The sequence below is a fragment of the Nocardia sp. NPDC058058 genome, assembly GCF_042885355.1.
Lineage (GTDB): Bacteria > Actinomycetota > Actinomycetes > Mycobacteriales > Mycobacteriaceae > Nocardia.
Genome location: NZ_JBHVSA010000002.1, coordinates 1,022,473 through 1,046,672 on the forward strand (window position 1 = coordinate 1,022,473; position 24,200 = coordinate 1,046,672).

The window sequence follows — 24,200 nt, forward strand, 5'->3', positions numbered from 1 at the left end:
TGACCGGTTGGTCATGGGGCCGATGTGCGTCCCGGGCCATGCGTGCGACGCGACCCGCGTCCTTATGTCCGGAATCAACCGTTAGAATTGCGTAAGGTGTGCCGGGAAGTCTGGTCGGCATGCGGTATGTGCCGACCGTGCTCCGGTGAGTCGCATTCCGCAGGTTCTGTCGACCGTACTGCCGGAAAGGTGCACCTTTTGATTGTTCAGCTGCGCTCCGAATTGTCCCGCTATCTCCGGACCGAAACCTTCGGTGGCGCACTGCTTCTCATCGCCGCGGCCGCCGCCGTGCTGTGGGTGAACTCCGCATGGGGCGCGAGCTACGACACCATGACCGGAACCCATCTCGACATCCCCGCACTGCATTTGGAGCTGACGCTCGCCGACTGGACCAAGGACGGCCTGCTCGCGATCTTCTTCTTCGTCGCGGGACTGGAACTCAAACGCGAACTGGTGGTCGGCGAACTGGCCGATCCCAAACGCGCCACCCTGCCCATCGTGGCCGCCCTCGGCGGCGTGCTGATGCCCGCGCTCATCGCCATCGGCATCGGCTGGGGCGTGGAGGGGATGGATCGCGGCTGGGCGGTGCCGGTCGCCACCGATATCGCGTTCGCGCTGGCGGTGCTGGCGCTCACCGGTTCTCGCATTCCGGCGGGGGCGCGGGTGTTCCTGCTGAGCCTGGCCGTGGTGGACGATCTGATCGCCATCATCCTGATCGCGGTGCTGTTCACCACGACGCTGAAGATGCTGTGGCTGCTCATCGCGATCCTGTGCTGCGCGGTGTGGTCGCTGGGTCAGTGGAAGCGCATCGGGACGCCGTTCCTGTACGTGCCGCTGGCGCTGCTGGCCTGGTACTCGCTGCACGAGGCGGGCATTCACCCGACGCTCGCGGGTGTGGCGCTCGGACTGCTCACCCGGGTGCGTCCCGATCCTGACGAGGACGAGCACTGCGTGCCCGCGGCAAAGCTCGAACACTTCTTCCAGCCCATCTCCGCCGCGCTCTGCGTACCGCTGTTCGCGCTGTTCGCCTCCGGGGTGAAGCTCGATACCGAGGTGTTCTCCGAGCTGTTCACCAACCGGATCTCGCTCGCCATCATCGTGGGTCTGCTGGCCGGTAAAACCCTCGGCATCTTCGGGTTCGCTTGGCTCGCGGTACGTCTCGGTATCGCCCAGCGGCCCGACGATCTTGATTATCGGGACATGTTCGCCCTGTCGGTACTAGGTGCGATCGGCTTCACCGTTAGCCTCTTGGTGGCAGAACTCGCACTCGCGGACGTCGGCGACGGCTCCGCGGTCGAACTCGCGAAAGCAGCGGTGTTGCTGACGTCTTTGGCGGCTTCCCTGGCAGGATCGGCACTACTGTTGCGTCGTGGCCGCGCCCACCAGGCGCGCCGTGACGAGCGGGCACTGCAAGGACAACAGTGAGCGACACCGGGGAGTTCCGGGACATGGAGAAGGGTCGAGCAATTGAGCTTCACACAGGGCGGTAACGGGCGAAACGGGGACCGCACCCGCACCATCACCTCGATTCCGCTGTCCGATGTCGATACACACGACTCGGCGACCATCGGCAGCCTGGTGCGTGACGCGACCGAACAGATGTCGACCCTGGTGCGCGCCGAAGTCGCGCTCGCCAAGGCCGAGGTGACCGGCGAGGTCAAGAAGGGCCTGCAGGGCAGCGTCTTCTTCATCGGCGCGCTGACCGTTCTGCTGTTCAGCTCCTTCTTCTTTTTCTTCTTCCTGGCCGAACTGCTGGACGTGTGGGTGTACCGCTGGCTGGCGTTCCTCATCGTCTTCCTGCTGATGATCGTCACCACCGCGGCACTCGGGTTGCTCGGCTATCTCAAGGTGCGCAAACTGCGCGCGCCGGAGAAGACCATCGAATCACTCAAGGAAGTGAAGACCGTGCTGCCCAGCGGTTTCAGCGGCTCCGGTGAGCAGTCGGCGGAACCCACCTCGGGTCTCGGCAAGCCGCGGCTGTAGACCTTCGATTAGTCTCCTTCGGCGTGTCGTCGATATCGCCCCCCGATCCGTCCGCTGTCCGTTACGACGGACCGTGGACCCATCGGGATGTGCACGCCAACGGCATTCGCTTCCACGTCGTCGAGGCCATGCCGGAGAGCGGCGTGGTCTTCGCGGATCCGGACACGCCGCTGGTGGTGCTGCTGCACGGCTTCGGTGACTTCTGGTGGTCGTGGCGGCATCAGCTGACCGCGCTGTCCGAACTGGGGTATCGCGCGGTCGCGGTGGACCTGCGCGGCTACGGGGACAGCGATAAACCACCGCGCGGCTATGACGGCTGGACGCTCGCCGGTGATATCGCCGGACTCATTCGCGCGCTCGGACATACCGAGGCCACGCTCGTCGGCCACGCCGAGGGCGGACTGGTGTGCTGGGCGACCGCGGTATTGCAACCGCGCGTGGTGCGCGCCATCGGACTGATGAGCTCACCGCATCCGGCGGCGCTCAAGAGCTCCATCCTGCGCGACGGCAAGCAGCGCGCCACCTGGCTGCCGAACTTCCTGCGCTATCAGATCCCGCGCTACGCGGAGAACCTCATCACCGCCGACAACGGGGCCGAGATCGAACGGCTACTGCGCCAGCACGCCGGTGAACACTGGTCCGCCACACCGGAATTCGCGGACACCGCGGAACGCATGCGCACCGCCATCCGGATTCCGGGCGCCGCGCACTGTGCGCTGGAATACCAGCGCTGGGCCTTCCGCAGCCAATGGCGGCCCGACGGTGCGCGATTCATGGAAACCATGCGCGAACCGATCCACATCCCCGTGCTGTCCATGCACGGCGACCGCGACCGCTACATCCTGACCAGCACCATCCGGCGCGGTCAGGAATTCTCCCCGCAGCGCCGCGTCATCACCATCCCGGACGCGGGACACTATGCGCACCAGGAGAATCCGGCGGTCGTAACCGCCGAACTCGCCAAACTCCTGTCCTGACAACCCTCCGTCATCCCGGCATGTTCTTGGCCGGGATGCGCGCGACCGGTGTGGATCCCGGCCAAAAGCGCGCCGGGATGACGAAGGCGAGCCGCGCCGGATGTCCGGTGCGGCTCGCCTGCTGTCGGGGCTCAGCTCAGGACGCAGCTGCCGGTGCCGACCGGGGTCGAATCTCCGGCAGCGCCATTCACTTCCGGGCGCACCTCGTCCAGGGTGAGCACGTAGCCGGTGTCGTCGTCGGTGACGGCCGCGCCGAAGACCACGCCGAGGATATTGCCGTCGGTGTCGACCAGCGGGCCGCCGGAGTTACCCGCGCGGACCTGACCGCGCACCGTGTACACCTCGCGCTGCACATTGTTGTCGCGATAGATGTTGGGGCCCTTGAGATCCAGGGTCTCGCGGACACGGGCCGCGCTGGCCGTGTAGCGACCGCCACCCGGGTAACCCAGCACGATCGCGGACTCACCGGAGTTCGCGGCCTTGGGAGCCAACGGGATCACCGGCGCGTTCAGGCCCGGCACCGCCAAAACCGCGATGTCCTTGGAGGAGTCGAACAGCACGACCTGCGCCTCCATCGAGCCACGCGCGGTATCCACGCTCACCGTGCTGGTGCCCGCGACCACGTGCGCGTTGGTCATGACGCGCTCGGGCGCGACCACGAAGCCCGAACCCTCCAGCTGCCGTTGGCAACTCGGCGCGATACCGCGGATGCGCAGCACACTCGACTGCAGCGATTGCGCCACCGGCAATTGCAGCACGCTGGCGTCCGGCGGCTCCACGGCCGCGATCGGGACGCGCCCGAACGGTCCGATGACATCCGGCAGCCCGGAGGTGTTGAGCAGGTTGGAGAATTCATTCGGCACCCGCCGCAGCCAGTCCGGCGCGACATGGTCCACATTCACCAGGACCTGAGAGTTCTTGACCGCGGCCGCGATTCCCGGCTGCGACGAGTTCGCCAGCGGCAGCGCCAGCAGCCACGCGGTGGCCAGCACCGCCGCCATCTGCAGACCCGCGCCGACCACGCTGTCCACGCTGCGAGTGAACGGATCGCGCATACCGCTGCGCGCGGCCCGGCCCAGCACCATGCCCGCCACCTCGCCGACGATCACCAGCGCCACGATCAGCAGTACGCCGACCAGGACGCGAGATCGCCCCTCGCTGAGGTGGATCAGGATGTGCGGGGCGATCAGAATGCCCGCGACCGCACCCAGCACCACGCCTAGGAAAGCCAGCGCGGACGCGACCGCACCCTGCCGCCACCCGGAGGTGGCCGCCAGCAGCGCCAGAATCAAGATGCCGAGGTCGAGCCAGGCCGAAGAACTCATAACGTCATCCCAACCGCCGCCAAAGAGGCCTGCAGATCACGCACATCGTGATGGTCCCATTCATGTTCCCAACCGGAGACCGCGAGCAGTCCGGCCAGTACTCCCCCGGTGAAGCCCCACACCAGCATGCCGTCCACGGTGAACGCCGGACCCATATAGCCGAGTGGATGCCGCACCACGAATCTGTTCGCCGGATCGATGAGGTCCGCGACCGGCACCCGCACCACGCGGGTCGCCTCGTTCTCGCTGACCACGCCGACCTCGCCCGGCGTGCGCCAGTACGCGACCACCGGCGTCACATCGAAGCGCGACGGCGGTACGAAGATCTTGGGCAGCACGGCGATCGGCTCGACGCCCTGCGGATCCAGGCCGGTCTCCTCCTGGGCTTCGCGCAGTGCGGTGCCGATGGGACCGTCATCGCCGGGTTCGACGCCGCCGCCCGGGAACGCAACCTGACCGCTGTGCGTGCGCATGGTCGCCGCGCGCTGGGTCAGCAGCACATCGGCGTCGGCGGGTAGTCCGCCGAGTGCCTGCGGATCGGCCGCCTCATCGCCGCTGAACAGCACGAGGACCGCTGCCTCGCGAGCGCGCATGGCGGCGGAGGCGAGCCGCTTCAGAATCGGATTCATCCCGGTCGGGTCGGCCGGATCGTGATCGGCCACCCCGCGCAACCACTCCGGAATGGAGCCCGTAGGCACCTCGAGTCTCATGCCCACACTCCAAGATCGACCACCACACCAGCAACCACCAAGCCGCACAGGCTATTTCGCCGCCTCACGCCCGCACCCCGAGTTCGGCCGCGACGGTATCGGAAATATCGTCCACGCTCTTGAACGGGCGCACAACGAGTTTGGCGACCGAGCCATCCGCGCGCAACAGCACCGAGATCGGCAATACCGCGGGCGCGCCGACGGCGGTGCGCACCTTGGCATCCGGATCCTCCACCCCGGGCAGATGAATCCCGAGCCCGGTCAACCGCGCCAGCCCCTTGGCCGTCCCCGGGTCACTGTGCACCGTCAGGACCGTGATCGACCCCGATGCCCGATCCGAAAACTGTTGCAGCAGCGGCAGTTCCTCCGCACACGGCCCGCACCAGTAGGCCCACAGATTCAGCAGCGCGGGCTTACCCGCCAACGCGGCGGTCAAATCCATGGGGCTGCCGTTGGAGAGGCAGTTCAACGTCAGTCCACGCAGCGGACTGTCGGCAACCGGAGCCCCCGACGGAGCAGGACAGTCGACCAGCGCGGCCCGCGCCCGCTCACTCGCGGAAACCGGTTTGCCGCCGGGCGCGGCGGTACCACCGGCCGAACCCCCACCGGAGCCCGAGCACGACGCCACAGCCAACACCAAAGCCGCGAGCACGGCGATCAAGCTCACCCGTCGGCGAATTCCGCTACGACCGCGTCGGCTCCGGTCCGCCCGCTCGACCTCGCGGACCGGTCCGATCCCGCGAATTCCGGTGAGTCGACCGGAGTCCCGGCCGGAAGCGGAGGTCGAATGGCCGTGTTCGCCCGCGGTGTCGTGCGACCGGGGGCGTGCGGTGTGCTCGGGTGGAGCCGCAGGGCTCACAACCCCACCAGTTCCAGCAGGTGCTCGGTTTCCGGGCCTTTGACCAGGGCGGCGGCGGTGGCCGGATCGGTGGGGCCGGTGCCGTACGAAGGGCAGTCCTTGGCGAGGATGCAGGCGCCGCAGGCGGGTTTGCGGGCGTGGCAGACGCGGCGGCCGTGGAAGATGACGCGGTGCGAGAGCATCGTCCACTCCTTGCGCTCGATGAGCGCGCCGACGATGTGCTCGACCTTCACCGGATCTTCTTCGTCCGTCCACTGCCAGCGCCGGACCAGGCGGCCGAAGTGCGTGTCGACGGTGATGCCGGGGACGCCGAAGGCATTGCCGAGGATGACGTTCGCGGTCTTGCGTCCGATGCCGGGCAGCTCCACCAGCTTGTCAAGGGTGTTCGGGAGTTCACCGTCGTAGCGTTCGACCAGCGCCTGACCCAACCCGATCAGCGAATTGGTCTTGTTGCGGTAGAAGCCGGTCGGGCGGATGTACTCCTCCATCTCGGCCCGATTGGCTTCGGCGTAATCGCGGGCGCTGCGGTACTTGGCGAACAACGCGGGTGTGGTCAGGTTCACTCTGACGTCCGTGCACTGCGCGGAAAGGATTGTGGCCACGGCCAATTCGAGGGGCGTGGTGAAGTCGAGTTCGCAGTGTGCGTCCGGAAAGGCCAGCGCGAGCGTGCGATTCATCCGGCGGGCGCGACGCACCAGGCCGGTGGGGGTTTCCTTGGCGCGCGACTTCGCTTTCCCGCCAGGAGGCGCAGCTGCGCCAGGGGCGGGAGTCACCTGGCTGGATGTCGAGACACGCACGCGTCCACCTTACGTAACCCGCAAGCCCCATCAACCGGGCTGCGCACCCGCCGTGTTCCATCTGAGACCTTCGCCGTGTTTACTCCTCCCTATGCAAGGACTCGCTGTGGTGCTGTTTCCGATAGCGCTGATGCTGTTCGCATTGGTGATGGAACGTGTCGAGAACCGGCTTCGCAAGCTGCTCGAGCCCGATCCGGAGGTGCAGCAGTACCTGGATCGAGCCACGAATGCCGAGGTCAGTGACCTCACCAAACTGGGATTGCCCGCCGCCGCGGCGCGTCCACGGCGCGCCCGGCCCGCCGCGAAGGGTCTGGATGTGGCGCAGGCCAGCTGAGCCGACGCGCTCCGCTTTTGACCGATCTGCCGTTTTTCGGCCGGTCGAGAGCATTTTCCGATCTTCATGGGTGAGCTCGACGGCGTGTCGCTAGAGTTGAACTTTGCGTGTCGCGAGATCGACGGTGCGTGTCGTGTAATCGGACTCCGCGTGTCGGAGAATGACCCCGCCGCGTGGTGTCTATCACTACCCGGACGTATTGCAAAGTAGACTGCACTGTCGGCCGAATGCTTCGGTCCAGAACAGAGCCATTTCCCATAAGGAGCACATTCGTGGACGAGGCCCTCGCCAGAGCAGGCATCTTCCAAGGCGTCGAGCCCACCGCGGTGGCCGCCCTCGCCAAACAACTTCAGCCCGTGGACTTTCCGCGCGGTCATGTCATCTTCAACGAGGGTGAACCGGGCGACCGGCTCTACATCATCACCTCCGGCAAGGTGAAGATCGGCCGACGTTCCCCCGATGGTCGCGAAAACCTGCTGACGATCATGGGCCCGTCGGACATGTTCGGTGAGCTGTCCATCTTCGATCCGGGCCCCCGCACCTCGACGGCCACCACCGTCACCGAGGTCCGCGCGGTCACCATGGATCGGGACGCCCTCAAGGCCTGGATCGATCAGCGCCCGGAGATCGCCGAGCAGTTGCTGCGGGTCCTCGCCCGCCGTCTGCGCCGCACCAACAACAACCTGGCCGACCTCATCTTCACCGATGTGCCCGGTCGTGTCGCCAAGGCGCTGCTGCAGCTCGCACAGCGCTTCGGCACCCAGGAAGCGGGCGCGCTGCGCGTGACCCACGACCTGACCCAGGAGGAGATCGCCCAGCTGGTCGGCGCCTCTCGCGAAACCGTGAACAAGGCCCTGGCCGACTTCGCGCACCGCGGCTGGCTGCGGCTCGAGGGCAAGAGCGTGCTCATCTCCGACTCGGAGCGCCTGGCCCGCCGCGCGCGGTAAGCAGCGACATCAGGGAACAGAGACTCGTAGGGACCGGGCCGCCACGCAAGTGACGACCCGGTCCCTTCGTGCGTCTCAGCCCTCGGCGCGGATATAGGCCAGCTGGGCCTGCACCGAGCTGTGCGCGGCGGGCCAGAGGCGCTTGTCCACGTCGGCGTAGACCTTCGCGACGATCTGCAGCGCTTTCGCGTTGGGGCCCAGCTCTTCCAGGGCCGCCCGCACCTGATTCAGGCGCTCCTCGCGATGTTTGATGTAGAAGTCGATGACCGGCAGGGCATCCGGATGATCCGGGCCGTGCGCGGGCAGCAGCACCCGCGCCGGGGCCGCCTCGGCCAGCCGCTGCAGCGAGTTCAGATAGTCGGCGAGCGCACCGTCGCGGGATTCCAGCACCGTGGTCCCGGTGCCCAATACGGTGTCGCCGGTGAGCAGCGCGGCATCGCCGTCGTCCGGCCCGTCCACCAGGAAACTCACCGAATCCTCGGTATGCCCGGGGGTTGCCAGCACGGTGATGCGGAGTCCGGCCGCCTCGATGACCTCACCGTCGGCGAGCACCGCGGTGGAGCCGTGCAGAAATTGGGAGTCCTTGGCGCGCACCGGGGTTCCGGTGGCCTTCACCAGGCGATCGATACCGCCGGTGTGATCGGCGTGATGATGCGTGATCAGCGTCAACGCGATCTTCCCGCCGGTCTCGCGCACCAGCGCCTCGGTGTGCTTGCGATCCTTGGGACCCGGGTCCACCAGCACATACTCGGCGCTACCGGGAGCGCGCAGCAGCCAGGTGTTGGTGCCCTGCAAGGTCATTCCGCTGGGATTGTCGGCCAGCACCACACCGGCGGACGGAGTCACTTGCCGCAGCTGTTCATACGCGGGATGAGTGAGGGTCATATTTCTGTCCTAACCCAGGGAGTGCGGTGGGTCCAGGTTGGACGCACCACACTTCCCACGTGTCCTCGAAAGAGCAAGCGCTCAGCGCACTTCGGCGATGAGCTCCACTTCCACCGGGGTGTTCTTCGGGAGTTCGGAGACGCCGACGGCGGAGCGCGCGTGCACGCCCGCATCGCCGAAGACCTCGCCGAGGAAGTTGGACGCGCCGTTGATGACGACCGGCTGATCGGAGTAGCCGGGGGCCGAGGCGACGAAGCCGACGACCTTCACGATGCGCACCACATTGTCGAGCCCGACCAGATCATGCACGGCCGCAAGCGCATTGAGCGCGCACAGCCGAGCGGCCTCGGCGGCCTCTTCGGTGGAGACCTCCGCGCCGACCTTGCCGGTCACGGTGAGCTGTCCGTCCACGAACGGCAGCTGGCCGGAGGTATAGACCAGGTTCCCGGTCCGGATGGCCGGAATGTACGAGGCCACGGGCGCGGCCACGCCGGGCACGGTGACGCCCAGCTTCTCCAGGTTCTCCGCCCACGCGGTGGCGGCGGTCATCAGTTCTTGGGTCGCTTCAGGTAGGCGACGTGCTGCTCACCGGTCGGCCCGGGGAGCACCGAGACGAGCTCCCAGCCGTCGGACCCCCACTGGTCGAGGATTGCCTTGGTGGCGTGCGTCAACAGCGGCACGGTCGCGTACTCCCACGCGGTCAGATCACTCATGGTCGTGAGATTAGCCCCGGTCCAGGTGGTCCCATACCTCGGACCCTGGTCTGGCGCATTCGATATCAGGAAATCGAGAATTCCAGAGTGGTGTATCAGACAGTTGGTGTCACTTGTGGGCATGAACCAGGAACGGGTTATAGGCTCGCGAGCGTGGGAGTACCGATAGCAGTGCCCGTTTCGGTTGAGCCGGGGGTCGAAGCAGGTTGGCCGGAGCGGGCGGACAAAGCCCGCCTGCATTACGTATCCGGGAAGGGCGGCACCGGGAAGTCCACGGTCGCGGCCGCATTGGCGCTGGCACTCGCGGCGGGGGGCCGCCGCGTACTGCTGGTCGAGGTCGAGGGCAGACAGTCCATCGCCCAGCTCTTCGATCTGCCGCCGTTGCCGCCCACCGAGACTCGCATCGCCACCGCCGAGGGCGGCGGCGAAGTGCTGGCGCTGGCCCTGGATGTCGAGCACGCCTTCCTCGAGTACCTCGACATGTTCTACAACCTCGGCTTCGCGGGCCGGGCCATGCGCCGGGTGGGTGCGATCGAATTCGTCACCACCATCGCGCCGGGTCTGCGGGACGTGATCCTGACCGGCAAGATCAAGGAATGCGCGGTGCGCGTCGACAAGTCGGGTAAACCGGCATATGACGAAATCGTCATCGACGCCCCGCCGACCGGCCGGATCGCCAGCTTCCTGGACGTCACCCAGGCCATGGCCGAGATCGCCGGCGGCGGTCCGATCGCCTCGCAGGCCGAGGGCGTATCCAAGCTGCTGCATTCGCCGCAGACCATGATCCACCTGGTCACGCTGCTGGAGGCGCTGCCGGTGCAGGAGACCGCGGACGCGGTCGCCGAACTCACCGCCAATGACCTGAATATCGGCACCGTCATCGTGAACCGGGCCAATCAGGGCTATCTGCCGCGGGCGCTGCGCGAGAAGGCCGCCGCGGGCGAACTCGACACCGACGCGCTGCGCGCCGGACTCGCCGAGGCCGGAATCACCCTGTCCGAGGCCGACTTCCAAGGCTTGGTCGCCGAGACCGTCGAGCATTCGGCCCGCCTGCACGCGCAGGACGAGAGCGCCGAGGAATTGGCGCAGGTGGATATCTCGCGGCTGTACCTACCGTCGCTGGCCGACGGTATGGATCTGGGCGGGCTGTACGAGCTGGCCGAAGTATTGAGCGCGCAGGGAGTCCGCTGACCATGATCGTTCCGGCCAATACCGTCCCCCTGGACATTTCGAAGATGCTCGCCGATCCGACCTCGCGCATCGTGGTGTGCTGCGGTTCCGGCGGCGTCGGCAAGACCACCACCGCCGCGGCCATCGCGCTGCGGGCGGCCGAATCGGGGCGCAAGGTGGTCGTGCTGACCATCGACCCGGCCCGCCGGCTCGCGCAATCGCTGGGCGTCAGCGATCTCGGAAACACCCCGCAGAAGGTCGAATTGGGCGAGGGCGTCAAGGGCGAGCTCTACGCCATGATGCTGAATATGCGCCGCACCTTCGATGACATGGTGCTCGAGCACACCAGTCCGGAGAAGGCCGAGCAGATCTTCGCCAATCCGATCTATCAGACCGTGGCGTCCTCGTTCGGCGGCACGTCCGAGTACATGGCAATGGAGAAGCTCGGGCAGCTGGCGAGCAAACGCGAGTGGGACCTGATCGTGGTCGACACGCCGCCCTCGCGGAACGCCCTGGACTTCCTCGACGCGCCCAAGCGTCTCGGCAATTTTTTGAACGGCAAGATGATCCGCGTGATCATGGCGCCGGGCCGCGGCGTCGGCAAACTCGTCGCGGGCGCGATGAGTCTGGCACTGCGCGGCGTGTCCACGATCGTCGGCGGTCAGCTGCTCAAGGACGCCTCGGTGTTCCTGCAATCGCTGGAGTCCATGTTCGGCGGATTCCAGGATCGCGCGGATCGCACCTACGCCATGCTGTCCCGGCCGGGCACGCATTTCATCGTGGTGGCGGCGGCGGAACCGGACGCGCTGCGGGAGGCGTCGTTCTTCGTGGACCGGTTGTCCACGGACAAGATGCCTTTGGCAGGGCTGGTGCTCAATCGCACGCACCCCGTGCTGAGTTCGCTTTCGGCGGAGCAGGCGCAGGTGGCGGCCGACAAGCTGGCCCCGCAGACACCGGTGAACGGCGAATCCGAGACTCCGGCCGCGCTGGCGGCCGCCGTGCTGCGGATTCACGCGCAGCGGGCGGTGACCGCGAAGCGGGAACAGCATCTGCTGCACCGGTTCACGGGCGCGCACCCGCGGGTGCCGATCGCGGCGGTGACGGCATTGCCGTTCGAGGTCGCCGATATCGAGGCGTTGCGCGCGGTCGGTGATCAGCTGGCCGAAGCGGGAGCCGCCCGGACTGCCTGACCTATTTGCGCCATCGCTGGCGTGAATGCGCAACCCCCCTGAATCGCCCTGGAGGATTTGCCTGTTCTGCCCGATCCGACCCCAGACATGGACCGAGCCCGCATCCGCGGGCTCGGTCCATTCTGCCTATGGGAATACGTCGGATTACATGGCTACTTTCTGCGTACGCTGGACACGGAAGAAGTCCGCCCAGGAGGTCACCTCGGGATGCTGCTTGAGCAGCGCGCGACGCTGCCGTTCGGTCATGCCGCCCCACACACCGAACTCGACCCGGTTGTCCAGGGCGTCCGCCCCGCATTCCATCAGCACCGGGCAGTGCCGGCAGATGGTTGCCGCCTTGCGCTGGGCAGCGCCGCGCACGAACAACTGGTCGGGATCCACTTCCTTGCATCGGGCCTGGGAAACCCAGGCGATCCTTGCTTCGGCCTGCTCCACGTCCAATCGAGCTATCGGGGTAGTCATGTGCATTTAAGTGCCCCTTTGCAGTCCGAACACCGGGTCACGGCGCTCCAGAATCGCGTGTGCAGCGCGCAGATACCCAACCCCACTGCGAACTGCACCACATTCCACTTTGAGTGTTAGCTCTATCACACTGGGTTCTCAATCTAGATAGTGGTGTAGCGCTCGCGCAAGACCGTCCTGAGATTTTCTGGTACGTCCGTCCATGCATTCGTTGCCTAAAACCGGCCAGTCGGCATCTTTGAGACGAATGGACACCCCGCGCCCGGGCGAGCGCCAAGCACCGGAAAGGGCAATTAGGCTAGGGGCCGTGCCGATCACACGAACGCTCGCGAGACTGGCCGGCAGCTGCGTCCTGGCCGCCGTTCTCCTCGCCGGGCTGCTGTTCCCACTCGCCGGCGGCTTCGGCTATATCTCGAACCGAGCCGCCGACGCCGTAGACAACGTCTCCGCCGAACTGGTGGAAGGCGCGGTCCCGGCGGTGTCGACCATGGTCGACGCCAACGGGCAGCCGTTCGCGTGGCTGTACGAGCAGCGCCGATTCGAGGTCCCCAGCGACAAGATCTCCAACGACATGAAGCTCTCGCTCGTGTCCGTTGAGGACAAACGCTTCGCCGAACACGGTGGCGTGGACTGGCAGGGCACCTTCCGTGCCTTCCTGACCAACACCAGCGGCGGCGAAGTGCAGCAGGGTGGTTCGACCATCGACCAGCAGTATGTGAAGAACTATCTGCTGCTCGTGGTCGCCAAGACCGACGCCGAACGCCGCGCCGCCATCGAGACCACGCCCGCCCGCAAGATCCGCGAGATCCGCATGGCGATGACGCTGGACAAGCAGCTCACCAAGGACGAGATCCTCACCCGCTATCTGAACCTGGTTCCGTTCGGCAATTCGTCGTACGGCATCCAGGACGCCGCCCAGACCTATTTCGGCGTGGACGCCAAGGATCTGAACATCGTGCAGTCCGCCATGTTGGCGGGCATGGTGCAGTCCAGCTCCAAGCTGAACCCGTACACCAACCCGGCGGGCGTGCTCGAACGCCGGAACACCGTGCTGGACACGCTCATCGCGAATATCCCCAGCCGGGCCGACGAGTTCCGCAAGGCCAAGACCGATCCGCTGGGCGTGCTGCCCGAGCCCAAGGGGCTGCCGCGCGGCTGCATCGCGGCCAATGATCGCGGGTTCTTCTGCGATTACGCGCTGCAGTACCTGGCCAATGCCGGGATCAGCCGCGATCAGATCGACAAGGGCGGCTACCTGATTCGCACCACGCTCGATCCGGATGTGCAGAACTCGACCAAGGCGTCGGTGACCGCGAACGCGGACCCGAATCTGGACGACATCGCCTCGGTGATGAATGTGGTTGCCCCGGGTCAGGATTCGCATCCGCTGCTGGCCATGGCGTCGAGCCGCACCTACGGACTCGACGGCAATGCGCATCAAACCGTGCAGCCGCAGCCGTATTCGCTGGTCGGTGACGGTGCGGGCTCGATTTTCAAGATCTTCACCACGGCCGCGGCGATGGAGAAGGGGCTCGGCATCAGCGCACAGCTGGACGTGCCCGCCAACTTCCAGGCCAAGGGCATGGGTAACAGCGGTACGCCGGGTTGCCCGGCCGAGACGTACTGCGTGAAGAACGCGGGCGCCTACAAGTCGCCGATGTCGGTGACCGAGGCGCTGGCGACCTCACCGAATACGGCCTTCGTCAAGCTGATTCAGGCCGTGGGCGTGACGCCGACGGTGGATATGGCCGTGCGGCTCGGTATGCGCTCCTACGCGCAGCCGGGGACCTCGGGCCATGGGAATCAGAGCCTGGCGGACATGGTGAAGGATCAGAACCTCGGTTCCTTCACCCTGGGCCCGGTCGGCGTGAACGCGCTGGAGCTGTCGAATGTGGCCGCGACACTGGCCTCCAGTGGTCGCTGGTGCCCGCCCACCCCCATCAAGGAGGTGGTGGATCGCAGCGGGAAGCCGGTGCCGCTCACGCAGCAGGCATGTGAGCAGGTGGTCGATCCGGGGCTGGCGAACACGCTCGCCAACGCGCTGAGCCATGACGTGCTCAGCGGTACCGGTGCCGGTGCGGCCGGTTCGGTCGGCTGGAACTTCCCGCTGTCCGCCAAGACGGGAACCACCGAAACGCACCGCTCCTCGGCCTTCCTGGCGTTCAGCGGGTCGTTCGCGGGTTCGGCGTACATCTACGGCGACAGCCCGACTCCGGGCGAGATCTGCTCGTACCCGCTGCGCAATTGCGGCAGCGGAAACCTGTACGGCGGTAATGAACCGGCGCGGACGTGGCTGGGCGCGATGAAGAACGTGCTCGGCAAGTTCCCGCCGCTGAGTCTGCCGCCGCTGGATGACAAGTACGTGCGCGGCTCGAACAATTCACAGATTCCGGATGTGATCGGCCAGAGCCAGGCCGAGGCGACCGGCAATCTGACCGCCGCCGGTTTCCAGGTCTCGGTGACCTCCGCGCCCGGCGCGAACAAGGGCACGGTGATGAGCATCTCGCCGGATGGTTCGGCCATCCCTGGTTCGGTGATCACCATCTACGTCAGCGACGGCACCCAGCATCCGCTGCCGTCCGCCGCTCCCCCGCCCTCCCTGCCGGGGATCCAGTTGCCGGGTCTGCCGCAACTCCCCCCGATCCCCATCCCCATCCCGATCCCCCGCTAGCGCGGTAAAGAACCGCTCGAGGGCCCCTCGCCGGTAATCGGCGAGGGGCCCTGATGCTTTTCGCGTATCGCCGTCAGAGGCGGGCTTTGACCGCCGCGGAGACTCGGGTGCCGTCGGCGCGCCCGGCGGCGAGGGCGGTGGCGATTTTCATGACCTGGCCCATTTGGCGCATGCCGGGGCGCTCGCCGAGTTGTTCGGCGACGTCGGCGATGGCGGTGTCGGCGATATCGGCCACCTCGGCGTCGGTGAGCGGGGTGGGCAGGTATTCGTCGATGATCTGTTCTTCGGCGCGTTCGGTGGCGGCGAGTTCACCGCGGCCGGCCTGTTCGTAGACGACGGCGGCCTCGTTGCGCTTCTTCGCCTCCTTGGACAGGACGGCGATGACTTCGGCGTCGGTGAGTTCCTTCGCCTGCGTACCGGCGACCTCCGCGGTCTGGACGGCGGCGAGCAGCATGCGCACGGTGTTCAGGCGCAGCGTGTCCTTGGCCTTCATGGCGGTGGTGAGATCGGCACGCAGCTTCGATTTGAGTTCCGACATGGCCGCCACGGTACCGTTCATCACCCGCGAGGCTCGACGCATTTTCAACGGGTCGCCTATTCTGGGCGAATGCCCGTAATCTCGACCGTCGCCCTTCGCCGTACCGCTCTGGGAGCCGCAGGGGCCGCCGTCGCCGGAGTCGGATACGCCACGCTGATCGAGCGCAACGCCTTCACCCTGCGTGAGGCGACGCTGCCGGTGCTGGCGCCGGGTAAACCCTCGCTCCGGGTTCTGCACATCTCCGACCTGCACATGATGCCGGGTCAGCAGTTGAAACAGGCGTGGTTGCGGGAGCTGGATCGGCTGGAGCCGGATCTGGTGGTGAACACCGGCGACAACCTCTCGCATATGAAGTCGGTGCCCGCGGTGGTGCAGGCGCTCGGCGGTCTGCTGGGCCGGCCCGGCATTTTCGTATTCGGGTCGAATGACTATTTCGCGCCGGTGCCGAAGAATCCGCTGAAGTACTTCAAGAAGGATCACAAGCGCGTTTTCGGCGATCCGCTGCCGTGGCAGGATCTGCGCGCGGCGTTCACCGAGCGCGGCTGGCTGGATCTGACGCATGTGCGCCGCGATATCGAGGTCGCCGGGGTGAAGATCTCGACCGCGGGCGTGGATGATCCGCATCTGAAGCGGGATCGCTACGACACCGTGGCGGGTGCGCCGAATCCGTTGGCGGACTTGAGCATCGGGCTCACGCATTCGCCGGAGCCGCGGGTGCTGGATCGTTTCGCCGGGGACGGCTACGACCTGATCATGGCGGGTCACACCCACGGCGGTCAGCTGTGCGTTCCGGGTTTCGGTGCGCTGGTGACCAATTGCGGTATCGACCGTTCGCGGGTGAAGGGTCCGTCGCAGTGGGGTTCGCATACGCAGCTGCACGTGTCGGCCGGGCTGGGTACGTCGCCGTGGGCGCCGTACCGGTTCTGCTGCCGTCCGGAGGCGACGCTGGTGACCTTGGTCGGCGCGCCGCCCAAGCAGCCGGTGGCGGAGTCGGGTCGCGGACGCACCACCTCGGAGGCTGTCGCGCGATAGACCCGTTCCGCGATATACAACGCGGTATGTAGTCGTCAGTCAGGGGTGAGCCGTGGCCAGTGGTAATGAACCGAACGAGGATCCGACAACGAAGGGTCCGGATCCGGACTGGTGGCAGGGCGCGCCCGCCGCTGATTCGCCGTGGCAGTCGCATCCCGCGCAGCCGCAGCAGCCCGCACCGAATTACGGTGTGGGCCAGTCGGATCCGACGGTGCATCAGCCGTGGGGGCAGCAGCAGCCGCCCCCGACCGCGCCGTTCACGGGCGGTCAGCCGTATCAGAGCGCGCCGAATCCGTATCAGAGCGCGCCGAATCAGCCGTATCAGCAGTCGCCGTATCAGTCCGGGCCGACTCCGTATCAGCAGCCGCCGCAGCCGCCATACGGCCCGCCCGGCTACGGCCAGCAACCTCCCGGCGGCGGTAAGGGCAAGGGCTGGTTGTTCGCCGGTATCGGCGCACTGGTGCTGGTGATCATCGGCGCGGTGGTCACCGTGGTGCTGGTGAACCGCGGCTCCAATGATCCTTCGGCACACGGGAATACGACGCCGTCGTTGATCAGCGCGCTCACCACGACCCCCTCCGGCAACAAGCCGAGCACCTCTCCCAAGCCCACCACGTCCCCGAAGACGTCAACGCCCGCCGCGGTGATCCCCGGCTACCAGGTGGTGACGATCACGGAAAACGGTGCGGCATATGACATTCCGAAGGATTGGAAGCTCGACCGCACCGGCCAGACCAGCTTCAACAGCGGCGGCGATTCCGTTCCCATCGCGGGCCTGGCGCAGGACGGCGTCGACTACTGCCCGAACTACGTCCGCACCAACGTATTCCTCAGTCAGTCAACGGAAACCGATCCCGCCAAGGCCGCGACCGATATAGCCACCCGCATGTCCAAGATCGGCTGGTCCACCTCCACGGGTTCCACCCCCGGCGCCTCGGAACCCTTCAGCAACACCGATAACCAGCTCCAGGGCGTCTACCTGGAGACGAAGGGCAATGCCCCGCCCCCGGCCTCCGGTTGCGCCTCCACCTACTCCATCTACACCTTCGCCTTCCCCGGCGACAACGGCGCATTCGTCTTCACCATCGCCGCCGACACCGGCGTGGCCAACTCGGTGGACGCCACCCTGGCCAAGAAAATCCTGGCCACCATCCGCCCCCTCTGACCCCCGCTCCCCAACCACATTTACCCCCTCTGACCAGCCGATTTATCATCCGGCCCACCCATCGGCTAAGCTACTCCACGTTCACATCACGGGGTGTGGCGCAGCTTGGTAGCGCGCTTCGTTCGGGACGAAGAGGTCGCAGGTTCAAATCCTGTCACCCCGACGTGTTGGTTGAGACACAGGAAAGGCCCTGACTTCGGTCGGGGCCTTTTCGCTGTTTCGGGGTCAGCTGGCGGCGGGGTGCAACGGGTGGGTGCCGAGGCGGTGGGCCCGGGTGGTGATGAGGGTGCGTAATGCGGCCTCTGTGAAGGCATTTGCGGGGGTGAGGACGAAGAGGCGGTGCGCCGAGGTGTCGGGGGCTACCAGGGTGTCGTAGTCGAGGGTGAGGGTGCCTTCGGCGGGGTGGGCGAAGCGTTTGCGGCCGTGGTGGCGTTCCTGGACGGTGTGGTCGTTCCACCAGGTAGCGAAATCCGGGCTGGCGGTGCGCAATTCGGTGATGAGGGCGAGCAGGCGGGGGTCTTCGGGGTTGCGGGCCAGGTTGAGGCGGAGGTCGCCCACGGTTTCGCGGGCGACCTTGGGCCAGTCGAGTTGGGTGGCCCGGGTGGGTTCGTCGAGGAAGATGAGGCGGGCGATATTGACGCCCGGGAGGAAGTCTTCGCCGAAAAGGGCTGCGGCCGCGGCGTTTCGGGCCAGCACATCGCCTCGGAAGTCCATGGCGTAGGCGGGGAGCAGGGGCATTCCGTCCAGGATGGCCCGCATGGAGGCGCTCAGCGGGGCCTGGGCGCGCTGCGGTGGGGGTTGGGAACCGCGGGCAATCAGGTGCAGGTGGGAGCGCTCGGAATCGGTCAGCTGGAGGGCTGCGGCGATGGCGTCCAGGACGGCGGCTCCCGGCGTGACTGCGCGGCCCTGTTCCAGGCGGATGTACCAGTCGATGCTGACGGCCGCGAGTTCGGCGACCTCCTGGCGGCGCAGCCCGGGGGTGCGGCGTTTACCGGTGCCGGGCAGGCCCGCGGCCTCGGGCGTCAGTCGTTCTCGCATTGCGCGCAGGAAGGAGCCCAACTCGGCTCCGGATTCCGCTCTGTCCACCGGACCATCATGGCGCAGGGCGTTGAGCACGGACGATCGGGTGGTACGCGGGATACCAGGATGTGGACGGCCTTCTCCGCGATCTCAATATCCAAGATGCTTGTCTCAGAAGTTGAAACAACGGATCTTGGAGGATCGTCATGAACACCATCGCGCGAATCGCGTCCGCCGCCGTCGTCGCCTCCGGTCTGCTGAGCGTGGCGGCATGCGGGACGGACGGCGAATCGGCTCCGGCGGCACAGCCCACCGCCGCCGGGGTCACGGTGCGGAGTGTGGCTCCGGCGGGGGCCGCGACGTTCGAGGTGAACAGTCCGGACGTGCGGGGCGGCACGTTCGGGGCGGATAACTTCGCCGGGGCGTTCGGGTGCACGGCCGCCAATCACGCACCGCGAGTGCGCTGGTCGGGGGCTCCGGCGGCGGCCAAGAGCTTCGCGGTCACCATGTTCGATCAGGACGCGCCGACCGGCAGCGGCTTCTGGCACTGGATCAACTGGGATATCGCCCCCACCGCAACGGAATTCGGCACCGGGGTCACGGCCGTGACCGGAACCAACGATGCGGGCGCGGCGGACTACCTGGGCCCCTGCCCGCCGAGCGGCGATAAGGCGCACACCTACCGAATCACGGTGCTGGCCTTGGACGTTCCGAGAATGGATCTGCCCGCCGCCACTCCCCCGGCCGTCGCCTCGTTCTCGATGAGCAGCCACATCATCGGCATCGGCCAGCTGTCGGTCAGCGCCCAGCGCCCCTGACCCCCGGCCCTCGGCTCCGGCTCCGGCTCCGGCTCCGGCTCCGGCTCCGGAGGACTATCTCCGAACGCGCAACGACCCCCTGCCGCGAAGGCAGGGGGTCGTTGTGTCGCAGGCGTTTTCAGCCCAGATGCAGTTTCTTCATGAGGCGCAGCGTCATGAGGGTGCTCTTGAGCTGCTTCTCGTAGGGCATGCCCGCGCGGGCGGCGAGGATCTGCTTCTTCTGTACGCCGACATTGATGGTGTCGGTGTACTTGAGGATGCCCGCCGCGCCGTGGCGGGTGCCGACGCCGGAGCTCTTGACGCCACCGGACGGGGTGCCCTTGGCGGCGTAGGTGGTGACGAAGCCGTCGTTGATGTTGATGGCCCCGGCTTCGAGCTTCTCGGCGATGCGTCCGGCGCGGGTGAAATCGCCCGCCCAGACGCTGGCGTTCAGGCCGTAGTCGGTGTCGTTGGCCAGGCGGATGGCTTCTTCGTCGCTGCCGAACTTGTAGATGGCAACGACGGGTCCGAAGGTCTCCTTGGTGGCGAGTTCCATGTCCTTGGTGACGCCGGTGAGGATGGTGGGCTCGTAGAAGGCGGGGCCGATGTCCGGGCGGGGCTTGCCGCCGGTCACCACGGTCGCGCCCTTCTCGCGGGCCTCTTCGACGTGCGCGGACACCCGCTGCATGTGTTCGACCGAGACGAGCGAGCCGATCTCCGGGTCGAAGTTGTAGGTGGCTCCGGCCTTCGCACCCAATTCCTCTGCGGCTGTGACGAATCGGCGCACGAACTCGTCGTGGACGCGCTCCTGCACGTAGATGCGCTCGATGTGCATGCAGGCCTGGCCGGTGTTGCCGAAGACGGCGAAGGTGGCGCTGGGGATGCATTCGTCGAGGTTGACGTCGTCGAGGACGATCATCGGGTTCTTGCCGCCGAGTTCGAGCGAACAGCCGATGAGGTTGCTGCCCGCCTGCGCGCCGATGGTGCGCCCGGTGTTGGTGGAGCCGGTGAACATGACGAAGTCGACGTTGTCGATGATGGTCGGGCCGACATCCGGTCCGCCGCCGCACACCACCTGGACGAGTCCGCGCGGCAGTCCCGCCTTGTGCAGCAGTTCGATGCCGAACAGGGTGCACAGCGCGGTCTTGTTGTCCGGCTTGAGGATCAGGCCGTTGCCCGCCATGAGCGCGGGGGCGGAGTCGGACATGGAGATGGCGAACGGGAAGTTCCACGGCGCGATGACCGCGACGACGCCCTTGGGGCGGTGCTCTTCGGTGGAGCTGGTGATGACCGGCATGGGTCCGCTGCGCTTCTTGGAGCGCAGGGTCTTCTCGGCGGTCTTGAGGTAGTGCGCGATGACCATCGGGGTGTCGCAGGCTTCTTCGATGGCCATGCGGCGGGCCTTGCCGCAGCCGATCTGGATGAGATCGGCGATGGTCTCGATCTCGGTGAGGATCAGCTCGTGCGCGCGCTCGAACACCTCGAGGCGCTGCTTGAGCGGGCGGCGCGCCCACTCGACCTGGGCGGCGCGTGCGATGGCGACGGCGGCCTCGACGTCTTCGGGCGAGGACTGCGGCAGCTGGCCGACGACGTCGCCGGTGTAGACCTCGATCATGTCGAAGGGTTCGCGGGCCTCGCCCGCGGTGCCCGCGGTCACCATGCCGGTGAGCCGGTTGATCAAGGATTCCGTTACCCGGGGCGGCAGCTTGCTCTGCGTACTCGTACTCATGGCATATCTCCCATAACTTGCCGCCCGTGACGGCGGTCACCACGATCCAAACTAGAACACGTTATTGTTCAAGACAACGGCGCGGGGTAGTTTCGTCCCCGAATCTGCGGAAAGAAAGGTCGGCGATGACGACAGCCACCACTGAAACAAGTAGCAATACCGAGCCTCATGCTCTCGTGGAGAAGCGTGGCGGCACGCTGATCGTCACCATGAATCGCCCCACCGCCAAGAACGCGCTCACCGGCGAGATGCTGAGCATCATGACCGAGGCGTGGGAGCGGGTGGACAGTGATCCGGAGATCCGCTGCTGCATCCTGACCGGTGCGGGTGGCGCGTTCTGCGCGGGCGCGGACCTCAAGGCCATGTCCAAGCGTAACCCGAGCGACGGCATGGGCGAGGGCGCCGCGTTCGATCCGACCCGGATGCCGGGCCTGCTCAAGGGCTACCGCCTGAGCAAGCCGCTGATCGCCGCGGTCGAGGGTCCGGCCATCGCGGGCGGCACCGAGATCCTGCAGGGCACCGATATCCGCATTGCCGGTGAGAGCGCCAAATTCGGTGTCTCCGAGGCGAAGTGGAGCCTGTTCCCGATGGGCGGATCCGCGGTGCGGCTGCCGCGCCAGATCCCGTACACGGTGGCGGCGGAACTGCTGCTGACCGGTCGGCACATCACCGCGGCGGAAGCGTTGCAGCACGGCCTGATCGGGCATGTGGTGCCGGACGGAACCGCGCTGGACAAGGCCCTGGAGATCGCCGAGCTGATCAATAACAATGGGCCGCTTGCGGTTCAGGCGATTCTGAAGGTGATCCGCGATACCGAGGGTCTGCACGAGGAAGAGGCCTTCAAGATCGACGCGAAGGTCGGTCTGCCGGTCTTCCGCAGCGAGGACGCGAAGGAGGGCCCGCGCGCCTTCGCCGAGAAGCGCAAGCCGAACTTCCAAGGCAAGTAGCCCGTCATCCCGGCGTGGGTTTGGCCGGGATCCACTGCGTAGGTGTGGATCCCGGCCAAGAAGCGCGCCGGGATGACGGAGGCTACCGGGCGATCAATTCTTCGCCGAGGAAGCCACCCGATTGATGCCGCCACAGCTGCGCGTACGTTCCTTCCGCGTGCAGCAGCTGCTCATGGGTGCCGGACTCGACGATCCGCCCGTGATCGAGCACCACGAGCCGGTCCATTCCGGCGACGGTGCTCAAACGGTGCGCGACCACCAGCGCCGTACGCCCCTCCATCAGCTCCCAGAGTGCCTGCTGCACCAGCTTTTCGCTCTCGGAGTCGAGGGCGCTGGTGGCTTCGTCCAGTAGCAGAATGGGTGCGTCGCGCAGGATGGCGCGCGCGAGCGCGACCCGCTGCCGTTGTCCGCCGGACAGTTTCACGCCGCGTTCGCCGAGCAGGGTATCCATGCCCTGCGGTAGCGCGTCGGCGAATTCGGTGACGTGCGCGGCCTGGGCGGCGCGCAGGATCTCCGCCTCGGTGGCGCCGGGCCGGGCGAAGCGGATGTTCTCTCGTAGCGTGCGGTGGAACATGGCCGGATCCTGCGGCACATAGGCGAGCTGGCTGCGCAGATCGCTCTGCTTCAGCTTCGAGATGTCCTGTCCGCCAATGCGAATCACGCCGTCATTGATGTCCATCAGGCGCAGCAGCAGTTGGGTGAGGGTGGTTTTTCCGCCACCGGAGCGCCCGACCAGGCCCAGTTTGGATCCGGCGGGCACCTCGAGATCGAGCCCGGTGAACAGTGGCGTCGCCCCCGCGTGGGTGAAGTGCACGCTCTCGAATCGCACGTCGGAACCCTTGGGCAGCAGGGCTTCCGGCTCCGAGCTGTCCACAACGGTGGGTGGTGTGCGCAGCATTTCGGTGAACTGCGCCGCCTCGGTGAGCGTGCTCTCCAGTCGCCGGTAGATCTGGTTGAACCGGAACATGATCCCGGTCGCGTTCCAGTAGTAGGTGAACGCCACCATGATCGCGGTGACCGAGGCGTGCCCGCCGCTGAGCCCGAGCACGATGAGCAATCCCGCGACATTGGTGACCGCCACCAGCGGTGTCACCACGGTATCGATGCGCAGGTTGGCGTAGTCCCAGGACAGCAGTGATTTGCGCCGTTGATCGAGCACCCGCCGCCGATGTTCCTCGGCCTCTTGGCGTTCGGCGGCGAAGGCCCGCACCACCTGCATATTGGCCAGGCTGTCGGCCACATGCCCGGAGACCAGTGCGATGGATGCCTCGCGATCGTCGACCAGCGCCTGTCGACGTTGGATCAGTGGCGCGATCACCAGCGCGGTGAACGCGATCATGCCGATCAGCACCACCACCAGCATGGGGTCGTAGCGCCACAGCACGACCGCCGCGAAACCCAAAGGCAGTACGGCGGAGAAGATTTCGAACGCGAAGGTATCGACGAACTGCTCGAAGCGGGTGGCGAAGCTCAGGGCCCGCTTGGTGAGCGATCCGGCGAAGTTGTTGTGGAAGAACGCCGCGTCCTTGGCCAGCAGTTCGTCCATGGCGATCACGTACAGGCTTTCGATGCCGTAGGCGTCGAGCCGGTTGAGGCAGTGGATTCCGATGCGCCACAGCACTTCCGACAGCACGATCACCCCGGCGAAGGCGGCCACCAGCGGCCCGACCGTGGGTAGGCCGGAGTCGCCGGTGCTTGCGACCCGGCCGATCAGGATCGCGACCAGCAGTGGCGCGATGTAACTCTGGCAGACGCTGCCCAGGGCAGGGCCCAGCATTCCGCCGGTGGTCAATAGTTTTCGCCGGGCCATTTCCCGGCCGTAATATCGCAGAACCAGTTTTATCGCGGGCGCGCGCGAGCTCATCCGTCCCCTTCTCGAATGGTTTCCGAGCAGTGCAGAAGAGCTATCGTGCCGCGCGGGGGCGGGTTCCGGCCAGCGATTATTCGCT

24 protein-coding genes and 1 tRNA gene are annotated in these 24,200 nt (G+C 66.6%); 13 read left to right on the forward strand and 12 right to left on the reverse strand.

Annotated features, from left to right (window positions below):
* Positions 1 to 198 precede the first annotated feature (198 nt).
* From nhaA to ACFVUS_RS19435, 3 genes are read left to right on the forward strand one after another with little or no spacing between them, the layout of a single operon-like run.
* Positions 199 to 1,425 carry a Na+/H+ antiporter NhaA gene (gene nhaA, locus ACFVUS_RS19425; protein WP_387767777.1) on the forward strand — a complete coding sequence of 409 codons (1,227 nt, stop codon included), beginning with the start codon at positions 199 to 201 and terminating at the stop codon, positions 1,423 to 1,425.
* Positions 1,426 to 1,467: 42 nt separating this feature from the next.
* On the forward strand, positions 1,468 to 1,983 hold the full coding sequence (locus ACFVUS_RS19430; protein ID WP_387767780.1) for a phage holin family protein: 516 nt from the start codon (positions 1,468 to 1,470) through the stop codon (positions 1,981 to 1,983).
* A 32-nt stretch (positions 1,984 to 2,015) separates the two neighbouring features.
* Positions 2,016 to 2,960 carry an alpha/beta fold hydrolase gene (locus tag ACFVUS_RS19435; RefSeq protein WP_387770011.1) on the forward strand — a complete coding sequence of 315 codons (945 nt, stop codon included), beginning with the start codon at positions 2,016 to 2,018 and terminating at the stop codon, positions 2,958 to 2,960.
* A 131-nt stretch (positions 2,961 to 3,091) separates the two neighbouring features.
* Here the strand turns inward: ACFVUS_RS19435 and ACFVUS_RS19440 are convergent, their stop codons facing one another.
* From ACFVUS_RS19440 to nth, 4 genes are all read right to left on the reverse strand, one after another.
* A complete protein-coding gene (locus tag ACFVUS_RS19440) occupies positions 3,092 to 4,285 on the reverse strand; it encodes a MarP family serine protease (protein WP_375962231.1) in 1,194 nt (397 codons plus the stop codon).
* A complete protein-coding gene (locus ACFVUS_RS19445; protein WP_387767784.1) occupies positions 4,282 to 4,995 on the reverse strand; it encodes an NUDIX hydrolase in 714 nt (237 codons plus the stop codon). Before ACFVUS_RS19445 ends, ACFVUS_RS19440 begins: the two co-directional genes overlap by 4 nt.
* Before the next feature lie 64 nt (positions 4,996 to 5,059).
* The gene (locus tag ACFVUS_RS19450; protein WP_387767787.1) at positions 5,060 to 5,662 is read right to left on the reverse strand and encodes a TlpA family protein disulfide reductase; all 603 of its coding nucleotides are present in this window, start codon (positions 5,660 to 5,662) and stop codon (positions 5,060 to 5,062) included.
* A gap of 188 nt (positions 5,663 to 5,850) precedes the next feature.
* Entirely contained in the window at positions 5,851 to 6,627 is a 777-nt protein-coding gene (gene nth / locus ACFVUS_RS19455) for an endonuclease III (RefSeq protein ID WP_387770014.1), read from the reverse strand.
* Positions 6,628 to 6,742: 115 nt separating this feature from the next.
* Between nth and ACFVUS_RS19460 the strand changes: the two genes are divergently transcribed.
* Both ACFVUS_RS19460 and ACFVUS_RS19465 read left to right on the forward strand, forming a co-directional pair.
* A complete protein-coding gene (locus tag ACFVUS_RS19460; protein WP_153802894.1) occupies positions 6,743 to 6,985 on the forward strand; it encodes a hypothetical protein in 243 nt (80 codons plus the stop codon).
* A gap of 272 nt (positions 6,986 to 7,257) precedes the next feature.
* Positions 7,258 to 7,932: a Crp/Fnr family transcriptional regulator gene (locus ACFVUS_RS19465; RefSeq protein WP_019044571.1), complete on the forward strand. Its 675-nt coding sequence runs from the start codon at positions 7,258 to 7,260 to the stop codon at positions 7,930 to 7,932.
* 75 nt (positions 7,933 to 8,007) lie between these two features.
* Here ACFVUS_RS19465 and ACFVUS_RS19470 read toward each other — a convergent pair whose 3' ends face one another.
* The 3 genes from ACFVUS_RS19470 to ACFVUS_RS19480 form a co-directional block, all read right to left on the reverse strand.
* Positions 8,008 to 8,817, reverse strand: a complete 810-nt coding sequence (locus ACFVUS_RS19470; protein ID WP_387767791.1) for an MBL fold metallo-hydrolase — start codon at positions 8,815 to 8,817, stop codon at positions 8,008 to 8,010.
* Positions 8,818 to 8,898: 81 nt separating this feature from the next.
* Positions 8,899 to 9,366 carry a RidA family protein gene (locus ACFVUS_RS19475; RefSeq protein WP_387767794.1) on the reverse strand — a complete coding sequence of 156 codons (468 nt, stop codon included), beginning with the start codon at positions 9,364 to 9,366 and terminating at the stop codon, positions 8,899 to 8,901.
* Complete coding sequence (locus ACFVUS_RS19480) at positions 9,366 to 9,530, reverse strand: DUF4177 domain-containing protein (RefSeq protein WP_297628122.1); 165 nt, start codon at positions 9,528 to 9,530, stop codon at positions 9,366 to 9,368. Before ACFVUS_RS19480 ends, ACFVUS_RS19475 begins: the two co-directional genes overlap by 1 nt.
* A 171-nt stretch (positions 9,531 to 9,701) precedes the next feature.
* Between ACFVUS_RS19480 and ACFVUS_RS19485 the strand changes: the two genes are divergently transcribed.
* Both ACFVUS_RS19485 and ACFVUS_RS19490 read left to right on the forward strand, forming a co-directional pair.
* On the forward strand, positions 9,702 to 10,721 hold the full coding sequence (locus ACFVUS_RS19485; protein ID WP_375962217.1) for an ArsA-related P-loop ATPase: 1,020 nt from the start codon (positions 9,702 to 9,704) through the stop codon (positions 10,719 to 10,721).
* A gap of 2 nt (positions 10,722 to 10,723) precedes the next feature.
* Positions 10,724 to 11,890 carry an ArsA family ATPase gene (locus ACFVUS_RS19490; RefSeq protein ID WP_387767799.1) on the forward strand — a complete coding sequence of 389 codons (1,167 nt, stop codon included), beginning with the start codon at positions 10,724 to 10,726 and terminating at the stop codon, positions 11,888 to 11,890.
* 144 nt (positions 11,891 to 12,034) lie between these two features.
* Here the strand turns inward: ACFVUS_RS19490 and ACFVUS_RS19495 are convergent, their stop codons facing one another.
* Positions 12,035 to 12,358 (reverse strand): WhiB family transcriptional regulator, encoded by a 324-nt coding sequence (locus ACFVUS_RS19495; protein WP_067569470.1) that lies wholly within the window; start codon positions 12,356 to 12,358, stop codon positions 12,035 to 12,037.
* Positions 12,359 to 12,659: 301 nt separating this feature from the next.
* Between ACFVUS_RS19495 and ACFVUS_RS19500 the strand changes: the two genes are divergently transcribed.
* Positions 12,660 to 15,023: a penicillin-binding protein gene (locus tag ACFVUS_RS19500; protein WP_387767803.1), complete on the forward strand. Its 2,364-nt coding sequence runs from the start codon at positions 12,660 to 12,662 to the stop codon at positions 15,021 to 15,023.
* A 73-nt stretch (positions 15,024 to 15,096) separates the two neighbouring features.
* Here ACFVUS_RS19500 and ACFVUS_RS19505 read toward each other — a convergent pair whose 3' ends face one another.
* Complete coding sequence (locus tag ACFVUS_RS19505) at positions 15,097 to 15,561, reverse strand: GatB/YqeY domain-containing protein (protein WP_387767806.1); 465 nt, start codon at positions 15,559 to 15,561, stop codon at positions 15,097 to 15,099.
* A gap of 69 nt (positions 15,562 to 15,630) precedes the next feature.
* Here ACFVUS_RS19505 and ACFVUS_RS19510 point away from each other — a divergent pair, with 69 nt between their 5' ends.
* From ACFVUS_RS19510 to ACFVUS_RS19520, 3 genes are all read left to right on the forward strand, one after another.
* Positions 15,631 to 16,593, forward strand: a complete 963-nt coding sequence (locus ACFVUS_RS19510) for a metallophosphoesterase (RefSeq protein ID WP_387767809.1) — start codon at positions 15,631 to 15,633, stop codon at positions 16,591 to 16,593.
* Positions 16,594 to 16,645: 52 nt separating this feature from the next.
* Positions 16,646 to 17,758, forward strand: coding sequence for a hypothetical protein (locus tag ACFVUS_RS19515; protein ID WP_387767812.1), 1,113 nt, complete (start codon positions 16,646 to 16,648; stop codon positions 17,756 to 17,758).
* 89 nt (positions 17,759 to 17,847) lie between these two features.
* Positions 17,848 to 17,921 (forward strand) — tRNA-Pro (locus ACFVUS_RS19520).
* 62 nt (positions 17,922 to 17,983) lie between these two features.
* Here ACFVUS_RS19520 and ACFVUS_RS19525 read toward each other — a convergent pair.
* Positions 17,984 to 18,844, reverse strand: coding sequence for a helix-turn-helix transcriptional regulator (locus ACFVUS_RS19525; protein ID WP_387767815.1), 861 nt, complete (start codon positions 18,842 to 18,844; stop codon positions 17,984 to 17,986).
* A 140-nt stretch (positions 18,845 to 18,984) separates the two neighbouring features.
* Here ACFVUS_RS19525 and ACFVUS_RS19530 point away from each other — a divergent pair, with 140 nt between their 5' ends.
* Positions 18,985 to 19,596 (forward strand): YbhB/YbcL family Raf kinase inhibitor-like protein, encoded by a 612-nt coding sequence (locus ACFVUS_RS19530; protein ID WP_387767818.1) that lies wholly within the window; start codon positions 18,985 to 18,987, stop codon positions 19,594 to 19,596.
* A 118-nt stretch (positions 19,597 to 19,714) separates the two neighbouring features.
* Here the strand turns inward: ACFVUS_RS19530 and ACFVUS_RS19535 are convergent, their stop codons facing one another.
* Positions 19,715 to 21,304 (reverse strand): succinic semialdehyde dehydrogenase, encoded by a 1,590-nt coding sequence (locus ACFVUS_RS19535; protein ID WP_387767821.1) that lies wholly within the window; start codon positions 21,302 to 21,304, stop codon positions 19,715 to 19,717.
* A 125-nt stretch (positions 21,305 to 21,429) separates the two neighbouring features.
* Between ACFVUS_RS19535 and ACFVUS_RS19540 the strand changes: the two genes are divergently transcribed.
* Positions 21,430 to 22,251 (forward strand): crotonase/enoyl-CoA hydratase family protein, encoded by an 822-nt coding sequence (locus ACFVUS_RS19540; RefSeq protein ID WP_387767824.1) that lies wholly within the window; start codon positions 21,430 to 21,432, stop codon positions 22,249 to 22,251.
* A gap of 82 nt (positions 22,252 to 22,333) precedes the next feature.
* Here ACFVUS_RS19540 and ACFVUS_RS19545 read toward each other — a convergent pair whose 3' ends face one another.
* Positions 22,334 to 24,061: an ABC transporter ATP-binding protein gene (locus ACFVUS_RS19545; RefSeq protein ID WP_387767827.1), complete on the reverse strand. Its 1,728-nt coding sequence runs from the start codon at positions 24,059 to 24,061 to the stop codon at positions 22,334 to 22,336.
* Between the last annotated feature and the right edge of the window lie 139 nt (positions 24,062 to 24,200).